Origin of the sequence: Delftia sp. K82, from assembly GCF_002193035.1 — a bacterium.
GTDB lineage: Bacteria > Pseudomonadota > Gammaproteobacteria > Burkholderiales > Burkholderiaceae_C > Comamonas > Comamonas acidovorans.
In genome coordinates, this window is sequence record NZ_MYFL01000001.1 from 3,509,645 (window position 1) to 3,517,284 (window position 7,640).

7 protein-coding genes are annotated in these 7,640 nt (G+C 67.7%); 3 read left to right on the forward strand and 4 right to left on the reverse strand.

Features of this window, described 5'->3' with window-relative positions; translation table 11 throughout:
- Positions 1 to 73: 73 nt before the first annotated feature.
- Positions 74 to 1,033 (reverse strand): tripartite tricarboxylate transporter substrate binding protein, encoded by a 960-nt coding sequence (locus tag KDK82_RS15470; protein WP_013803365.1) that lies wholly within the window; start codon positions 1,031 to 1,033, stop codon positions 74 to 76.
- Positions 1,034 to 1,133: 100 nt separating this feature from the next.
- Here KDK82_RS15470 and KDK82_RS15475 point away from each other — a divergent pair, with 100 nt between their 5' ends.
- From KDK82_RS15475 to KDK82_RS15485, 3 genes are read left to right on the forward strand one after another with little or no spacing between them, the layout of a single operon-like run.
- Positions 1,134 to 1,856: a response regulator transcription factor gene (locus tag KDK82_RS15475; RefSeq protein ID WP_043819580.1), complete on the forward strand. Its 723-nt coding sequence runs from the start codon at positions 1,134 to 1,136 to the stop codon at positions 1,854 to 1,856.
- A 30-nt stretch (positions 1,857 to 1,886) separates the two neighbouring features.
- The gene (locus KDK82_RS15480; protein ID WP_013803366.1) at positions 1,887 to 3,374 is read left to right on the forward strand and encodes a sensor histidine kinase; all 1,488 of its coding nucleotides are present in this window, start codon (positions 1,887 to 1,889) and stop codon (positions 3,372 to 3,374) included.
- A gap of 4 nt (positions 3,375 to 3,378) precedes the next feature.
- Positions 3,379 to 3,828, forward strand: a complete 450-nt coding sequence (locus KDK82_RS15485; RefSeq protein WP_088165395.1) for an RNA-binding S4 domain-containing protein — start codon at positions 3,379 to 3,381, stop codon at positions 3,826 to 3,828.
- Positions 3,829 to 3,934: 106 nt separating this feature from the next.
- Here the strand turns inward: KDK82_RS15485 and KDK82_RS15490 are convergent, their stop codons facing one another.
- Genes KDK82_RS15490 through KDK82_RS15500 form a run of 3 tightly spaced genes read right to left on the reverse strand, consistent with a single transcriptional unit; the run spans position 3,935 to position 7,537 of the window.
- Entirely contained in the window at positions 3,935 to 5,308 is a 1,374-nt protein-coding gene (locus KDK82_RS15490; protein WP_088165396.1) for a uracil-xanthine permease family protein, read from the reverse strand.
- 47 nt (positions 5,309 to 5,355) lie between these two features.
- On the reverse strand, positions 5,356 to 6,774 hold the full coding sequence (guaD, locus tag KDK82_RS15495) for a guanine deaminase (protein ID WP_088165397.1): 1,419 nt from the start codon (positions 6,772 to 6,774) through the stop codon (positions 5,356 to 5,358).
- Positions 6,775 to 6,793: 19 nt separating this feature from the next.
- The gene (locus KDK82_RS15500; protein WP_013803370.1) at positions 6,794 to 7,537 is read right to left on the reverse strand and encodes a 16S rRNA pseudouridine(516) synthase; all 744 of its coding nucleotides are present in this window, start codon (positions 7,535 to 7,537) and stop codon (positions 6,794 to 6,796) included.
- Positions 7,538 to 7,640: the final 103 nt, after the last annotated feature.

Genomic DNA, 7,640 nt, shown 5'->3' on the forward strand with positions numbered 1-7,640 from the left:
CGCCTGCCGTGGCCCGCAGGAGTGCAGGCCTGTGGCCGCACCAGCCCCGCAAGAGGCCGGTGCGGCCGTGCGATCACACCATGCCGGACTTGACCATGGTGGCGCGCAGGCTCGCGAACTCCTGGTCCACGAACTCGCCGAAGGCATCGCCGGCCAGCCACGCGGGCGTCCAGTCGTTCTTCTGCAGAGCCTCAGCCCAGGCCTTGCTCTTGGTGGCCTTCTCCAGCATGGCGACCAGCGCATCGCGCTGGGGCTTGGTGATGCCGGGCGCGCCGTACACGCCGCGCCAGTTGCCGATCTCGACGTTGATGCCCTGCTCCTTGAGCGTGGGCACGTCCACGCCCTTCAGGCGCTGGCCCGAGGTCACGCCGATGGGCTTCATCTTGCCGGTGCTGATGTACTCGGCGAACTCGCTGAAGCCGCTGCCGCCCACGGTGACGTTGCCGCCCAGGATGGCGGAGATGGCCTCGCCGCCTCCACGGAAGGCCACATAGTTGATCTTGGAGGGATCGACGCCGACTTCACGCGCGATCATGGCCGCCGCAATGTGCTCGGTGGAGCCGCGCGAGCCACCGCCCCACTTGACGGAGCCCGGGTCCTTCTTGAGCTGGGCAATCACCTCGGCCATGTTCTTGAAGGGCGAGTTGGCGGGCAGCACGAACACGTTGTATTCGCTGGTCAGGCGCGCCAGCGGCGTGGCCTGCGTAAGGTTCACGGGCGGCTTGCCCGTGATGATGCCGCCCAGCATGACGGCGCCCATGACCATCATGGCGTTGGGATCGCCCTTGCTGCCGTTGACGAACTGCGCAAGACCGATGGCGCCAGCGGCGCCGCCCTTGTTGTCATAGGTGACGGAAGCAGCCTGACCAGCGTCCTGCAAAGCCTTGCCCAGGGCACGGCCCGTGGTGTCCCAGCCGCCGCCGGGGTTGGCCGGCAGCATCATCTTGACGGCGACCGCAGCCTGAGCAGACAGCGGCAGGCTGCCTGCGGCGGCCAGTGCGGCCAGCGACTTCAGAAAAGTATCACGACGCATGGTTTGACTCCTTGTGTTGTAAGGCTGTCGATGATCGGTTCGCTACCTGTCAAATGGCTGTCCAAACCCCTAGGGGAATCCCTAGATCGCTCTTGGCGCGATGGCCTGCATCGCGCCCGGTGCTAACGTGCGGGCCATGCAATTGCTGCTCGTAGAAGATGACAACGCCATGCGCACCACGCTGCAGCGCACGCTGATCCGGCGCGGCATCCAGGTGGAGACGGCGGCCGACGGCCCCTCGGCCCTGGCGCAGTGGCTGGTGCGCGAGCCCGACGCCGTGGTGCTGGATTTGAGCCTGCCCGGCCTGGACGGCCTGCAGGTGCTGGAGCGTGCGCGCGGCCAGGGCCTGCGCACGCCCGTGCTCATCCTGACTGCGCGCGGCACCGTGGGCGACCGCGTGCTGGGCCTGAACGCCGGCGCGGACGACTACTTGGCCAAGCCCTTCGACCTCGACGAGCTGGAGGCCCGGCTGCGCGCCCTGCTGCGCCGCAGCAGCGACAGCTTCGCGCCCAAGCCACCGCCCGAGACCATTGCCATGGGCGCGCTGCGCTACGACAAGGCCAGCGGCGCCATCCACCGCGATGGCGAGATCATGGAGCTGACGCCCCGCGAGCTGGCCCTGATGCACGCCCTGCTCGCGCGCCCCGGCCATGCCGTAGCCAAGGAACGGCTGTTCGCGCTGGTGTTTCCCGGCGAGTCCGACGTGCAGTACGAGGCCGTGGAAGTCGTCGCCTACCGGCTGCGCAAGAAGCTGTCGGGCACGGGCGTGCAACTGGTCACGCTGCGCGGCCTGGGCTATCTGCTCAAGGCCGAGTCAGCCTGACGCATTGCCGCATTCCCGCACCGCAAGCCCATGCGCGACCCCGGTCTTCCCCTTCCCGCCCCCGCCCGCGCGCGCCAGCCCTGGTCGCTGCGCCGCCAGCTGCTGACGGGCATTCTCGTACCCGTCATTCTGTTCATTGGCTTCAATACCTGGAGCCTGTACCACCAGACGCTGGCTGCGCTGAACACGGCCTATGACCGCACGCTGCTGGCATCGGCCAAGAGCATCAGCGAGCAGCTGGATGTGACGGGCTATGACGAGTCCGCCCAGTTGCATGCCATCGTTCCCTACTCGGCGCTGGAGATTTTCGAGGCCGACAACCAGAGCCGCATGTTCTACCGCGTCTCCACGCTGGACGGGGAAATGGTGTCGGGCTTTGGCGAGCTGCCCATGTGGCACGGCGTCATCCCCCAGCGCCCGCCCTACGCAGCCCTTGTCGATTTCTATGACGCACAGTTCCGGGGCCGGCCCGTGCGCATGGCCGTGCTGCTGCAGCCCGTGGCCAGCGCCAAGGGGCGCGGCATGGCCGTGATCCAGGTGGCCGAGACGCTGGAGCTGCGCGAGACCCTGGCCCTGCAGATCCTGCGCACCACGCTGGCACGCCAGGCACTGCTGGTGGCTGCCGTGGCGCTGATCGTGATCTTTGTGGTGCAGCGGGCCACCCAGCCCGTGCGCCAGCTCAGCAGCGACCTGCGCTCGCGCCCGCGCGGCGACCTGAGCCCGCTGTCGGCCCCCGCTGCGCCGCGTGAATTGCAGCCCCTGCTGGAGGCCATCAACCAGCTCATGCTGCGGCTGCGCCAGCTGCTGTCGGACCAGAAGCGCTTTGTGCGCGATGCATCGCACCAGTTGCGCACGCCGCTGGCCGTGCTCAAGGCCCAGCTGCAGTCGGCCCAGCGCGGCGATGTGCCGGCCGAGCAGGCCTTCGAGGAAATCGGCGCCACCGTGGACCGCGCCACGCGGCTGGCCAACCAGATGCTGGCGCTGGCCAAGGTCGAGCAGCTGCGGCAGGAAGACAGTGCCGAGCCGGCGTCGCCCGCCCCCAGCCTGCTGGACGAAGTGGTGCGCGACGTGGCCATCGAACTGTCGCCGCTGATTGCCGAGCAGGACATCGACTTCTCCATAGACACCGAGCCCTGCCCCGTGCCGGCCCATGAATGGATGCTGCGCGAACTCACGCGCAACCTGCTGCACAACGCCATACGCCACATGCCTGCGGCCGGCAGCCTGCACATCAGCGTGCACCAGGCCGGCAGCCAGGCCGTGCTCAGCCTGCGCGACAGCGGGCCGGGCATAGACAGCGATCTGGCCCAGCGGCTGTTCCAGCCGTTCTCGGCCGGCAACGCGCGCAGCGGCTCGGGCCTGGGGCTGGCCATCTGCCACGAGATCGTGCAGACGCTGGGCGGCGCCATCGAACTGCGCAACATCTACCGGCAAGGCCTGGTCTGCGGATTGCACGCGCACGTGGCGATTCCGCTGCAACCGGCCACTGGCAAGCACCCCGCGCCGCGCGCACAATAACGCCATGACCGATATCGAATCCATGCGTCTGGACAAATGGCTGTGGTGCGCGCGTTTCTACAAGACGCGCAGCCTGGCGGTAGAAGAGATCGGCAAGGGCCGCATCACCGTCAACGGAGCCCTGGTCAAGCCCGCGCGCGAAGTGCGCTGCGGTGACACCGTGGTGCTGCGCCAGGGCCAGATTCCGCGCACCGTGGTCATTCGTGGCCTGTCAGGCATGCGCGGCCCCGCGCCTGTGGCCCAGGCCCTGTACGAAGAAACCGCCGCAAGCCTGGCCGAGCGGGAGCGCCTGGCCGAGCAGCGCCGGCTGGCGCCCGAGCCCGCCAGCAGCATTGCCGAACAGCACGACGGCCGCCCCACCAAGCGCGACCGCCGCCAGATCGACCAGGTGCGCGAGCGCGGCAACTGGGACAGCCGCTGGAGCGCATCCATCGACGACCTGGACCGGCGCTGAATACCGCGGCCCTGCCCGCCTCACGCCTCCTCCAGCAAAAAGGCCATGCGCAACCGCTGCGCATGGCCTTTTCTCATGGGTTTGCGGGCGCAGACCCCTGCGGCGTTCAGACCACCTGGTCCTTGGCCGGTGCGTCGTCCCCCTGCGCACGCGGCAGGATGAGGTTCATCACCATGGCGGCCATGGCCCCCACGGTCACGGCCGAGCCCAGCAGGTACTGCAGCATGTCCGGCAGGGTCTGGACCCAGTCCTTGGGAGCCAGCGTGGCGAAGAAGGAGCAGATGATGGGCACGCCCACCACCAGCATGGCGCGCTCGTCCAGGCGCACATGGCGCAGGATGCGGATGCCCGCCATGGCAATGGTCACGCAGACCACGGCGAACATGCCGCCGATCACGGGCGAGGGAATGGCCGCAATCAGCGCCGAGAACTTGCCCAGAAAGCCCAGGCAGGCCAGCACCAGGCCGGCCGCAATGAAAACCATGCGGCTGGCCACGCCGGTGATCGAGATCACGCCGGCGTTGGTGGAGTAGCCGGTGACCGGCGTTGCGCCTATCAGGGCGGCCACGCTGCAGCTCAGGCCCTCTCCCACGGCGCCACGGTCGAGCTGGCGGCTGGTGATGGGCTGGTTGATCACGGCCGAGACCGCAAACCAGGTGCCTGTGGTTTCCGCCATGACCACCAGATAGATCACGACAAAGGTCAGCACGGCAGGCAGGCTGAACTGCAGCGGGTAGTCGATGCCGGCCAGCTTGGGCAGCGTCAGCCAGGGCGCATCCGCAACCGGCTGCCAGGCGAACAGGCCCATGGCCCAGGCCACGGCCGTGCCGCCGGCCAGCGCGATGATCACCGACGACAGCCGCATCCAGCGGCCCAGCCGGTTGTCAAAGCGCAGGCCCAGCATCATGGCCGCGATCAGCAGCGCCGCCGACACCGAAGCCAGGGCAATGGACTGGTTGACCGTCATGCCGGCGTGGACCGAGAACACGTTGGCGCTGAGCGCAATCGGCAACAGCGACAGCCCCACCACGAGGATGATGGTGCCGCCGACGATGGGCGGCACCAGCCAGCGGATCACGCGGTGGAACCAGCCCAGCGCACCCAGTGCAATGACGATCAGCGCTCCCGGAATCAGCGCGCCATAGACCGCTCCCATGCCGCCGAAGCCACCGCCCGCGCCAAAGGCCACGGCCAGGATGGCACCCAGCGGAATGTAGGAAGGCCCTTGCGCAACAGGCATGCGCATGCACCAGGCGGTCTGGATCAGCGTGCCCACGCCTGCGGCAAGAAAGGTGGACTGGATCATGGACGCCGCATCGGCTTGCGACAGCGCCAGGGCCGAGGCAATGATGAAGGGCACGACATACACGTCCATGGCCATCACATGCTGCAGGCCCAGCAACAGGGCCTGTGACAGCGAGACGCGGTCGTCGGGGCGGGCGATCAGGCGCCCTTCGTAGGAGGAGGTCGGTTCGGTCATGGGACGGAAAAATGCGGAAAACGGCCGCAGCGCAAAGACTGCGGCGCTCAGACAGCAGTGACAGCGCCGGCGGCCTGGCGCCGGTGCACGCACTCGCCCTGCACCCAGATGCTGGCCACATTGGCGCGCGTGGCGTGGTGGATGATCTTTTGCAGAATGTCGGCCGGGCCATCCGCGCCGGGCCAGATCTGGACATTGGAGTCAGGCCCCTGGCAGTCGATGGCCAGGGCGTCCATGGCGTGGCCGGGCTCGATGCGGCCAATCGGCAGGTCCAGCGCATCGCCCCCCGCCGCCGTGGCCAGCCACAGCGCAAAGACGTGGTCGATGCGGGCCTGAACGCCCTGCCCCGCCCTGCCGCGCTGCGAAGCGCCCAGGGCCGGGTCCACCCCCTCATGCAAGGCCAGCGAGGCCGTCATGGCGTGGCGGCAGGCATCGAACATGCTGGGGCTGTAGCCGCCCGAGATGTCCGTGGCCAACCCCATGCCCAGGCCCTGCTCACGGCCGCTACGCGCGGGGAAAACGCTGTTGGCGAAATAGAAGTTGGACAGAGGGCAATGCGCGACCGAGGCGCCCGTGCGCGCCATCAGCGCCACGTCATCGGCCGTGAGGAAGTTGGCATGGGCCACGACCGTGCGGCGCGTGAGCAGGCCGAAATCATGCAGCGCATGCGCATCGGTGCGGCCCTGGCGTTCCAGCACATGGGCATGCGCCCAGTCGCTCTCGGAGCAATGGGTTTGCACATGGGCGCCGGTGCGTCCAGCCAGGTCGCCCAGGCCGCGCAGCAGCTCGTCGGTGCATGAAGGAATGAAGCGCGGCGTGATCACCGGCAGCACGCGCTGCTGCGCGTTGTCCGGATGCTGGCGCAGCCAGTCGATGAAGCGTGCCGTCTCGGCAATGCCTTCGGCGGCGCTTGCGTCCTTGTAGTACGGAGGACATTGCGACGGCTCGTCCATCGCCACCTTGCCCACCAGGGCGCGCTGGCCCAGGGCCAGGCAGCGTTCGGCCAGCACTTGGTTGCCCACGGCGTGGATGGTGCCGAAGTACATGGCCGTCGTCGTGCCATTGGCCAGCAGCGTGCGCACCACGCTGTCGTAGACCGATGTGGCAAAGCCGGCATCGCCGTAGCGCGCTTCCAGGGGAAAGGTGTACTCCTGCAGCCAGGTTTCCAGCGGCACATCCAGGGCCTTGCCGCTTTGCGGCCATTGCGGGGCATGCACATGCAGGTCCACCATGCCGGGCAAAAGGTACTGGCCCTCGGGCAGGCGCTGCAGCGTGCCTGCGGCCGCATGCGCGGCCTCCAGAGCGGCGCGGCGGGGATCACCGCGCTCCAGCACGGCATCGATCATGCCGCGGCCATCCACCACGATCAGCACGTCCTGCTGGATGCGCAGCGCATCCGGCACGGGTGCATCAAAAGCAGTACACAACAGGGCCCAGCCCCGGCCAAGGTCAGCGGAATTCATCATGGAAACGCGGCCCCCTGCCTCACTTGGCCTTGAGCTTGGCCAGGTCCTCGGCCGTCAACCATCGCCACTGGCCCGGCTGCAGGTCCTCGGTGAGTTCCAGCTCGCCGATCTTCCAGCGATGCAGGCCCTCGACGCGATTGCCAACGGCCGCGATCATGCGCTTGACCTGGTGGTACTTGCCTTCGGTCAGCGTGAGGTCCAGCACATGCTCGCTCACCTGCTCACAGGCAGCGGCCTTGACGGGCTTGGGGTCATCGTCGAGCACCACGCCGTCGAGCAGGCGCTGCACCTGGCCGGCATCGACCGGATGCTTGGTGGTCACGCGATAGATCTTGGGCACATGCTTCTTGGGCGAGCTCATGCGGTGGATGAACTGGCCGTCATCGCTGAGCAGCAGCAGGCCCGTCGTGTCCTGGTCCAGCCGCCCCACGGCCTGCACGCCCTGCACGGCACCCTTGTTCGGGCGCAGCCGCAGCGGCAAGGGCAAAAGCGAGTAAATGCTCGGATAGGTCGACGGTTTTTGCGAGCATTCCGTGCCCGCAGGCTTGTGCAACAGCACATAGCCCAGCGCGTGATAGGCCCACTCCACGCCCTGCACGCGATAGCGCAGGCCTTCAGGATCGATGTCCTGCGTGGAGTCGAGGCAACGCACCCAGTCATTGGCCTCGGTGTCCCACAATTCCACCCAGCCCTGCTGGACCAGTCCGGAACACACGCGGCGGATGCCGAACCCTTGGGAATACAGAATGTCTTGCAGTTGCATGTTCATCTTTCAAGCCGTTTGCGCCCACCATGGCGCACGCACATCGCGCAGGCGACGATACAAGTACTTCTGCGCAAACAAGCAAAAAACCCCGTAGCTTTGG

Coding starts and splice junctions, on each gene's coding strand:
- KDK82_RS15480 (WP_013803366.1), top strand. CDS start 1,887: ATGCGCGACCCCGGTCTTCCCCTTCCCGCCCCCGCCCGCGCGCGCCAG.
- KDK82_RS15490 (WP_088165396.1), bottom strand. CDS start 5,308: ATGACCGAACCGACCTCCTCCTACGAAGGGCGCCTGATCGCCCGCCCC.
- KDK82_RS15470 (WP_013803365.1), bottom strand. CDS start 1,033: ATGCGTCGTGATACTTTTCTGAAGTCGCTGGCCGCACTGGCCGCCGCA.
- KDK82_RS15485 (WP_088165395.1), top strand. CDS start 3,379: ATGACCGATATCGAATCCATGCGTCTGGACAAATGGCTGTGGTGCGCG.
- guaD (WP_088165397.1), bottom strand. CDS start 6,774: ATGATGAATTCCGCTGACCTTGGCCGGGGCTGGGCCCTGTTGTGTACT.
- KDK82_RS15500 (WP_013803370.1), bottom strand. CDS start 7,537: ATGCAACTGCAAGACATTCTGTATTCCCAAGGGTTCGGCATCCGCCGC.
- KDK82_RS15475 (WP_043819580.1), top strand. CDS start 1,134: ATGGCCTGCATCGCGCCCGGTGCTAACGTGCGGGCCATGCAATTGCTG.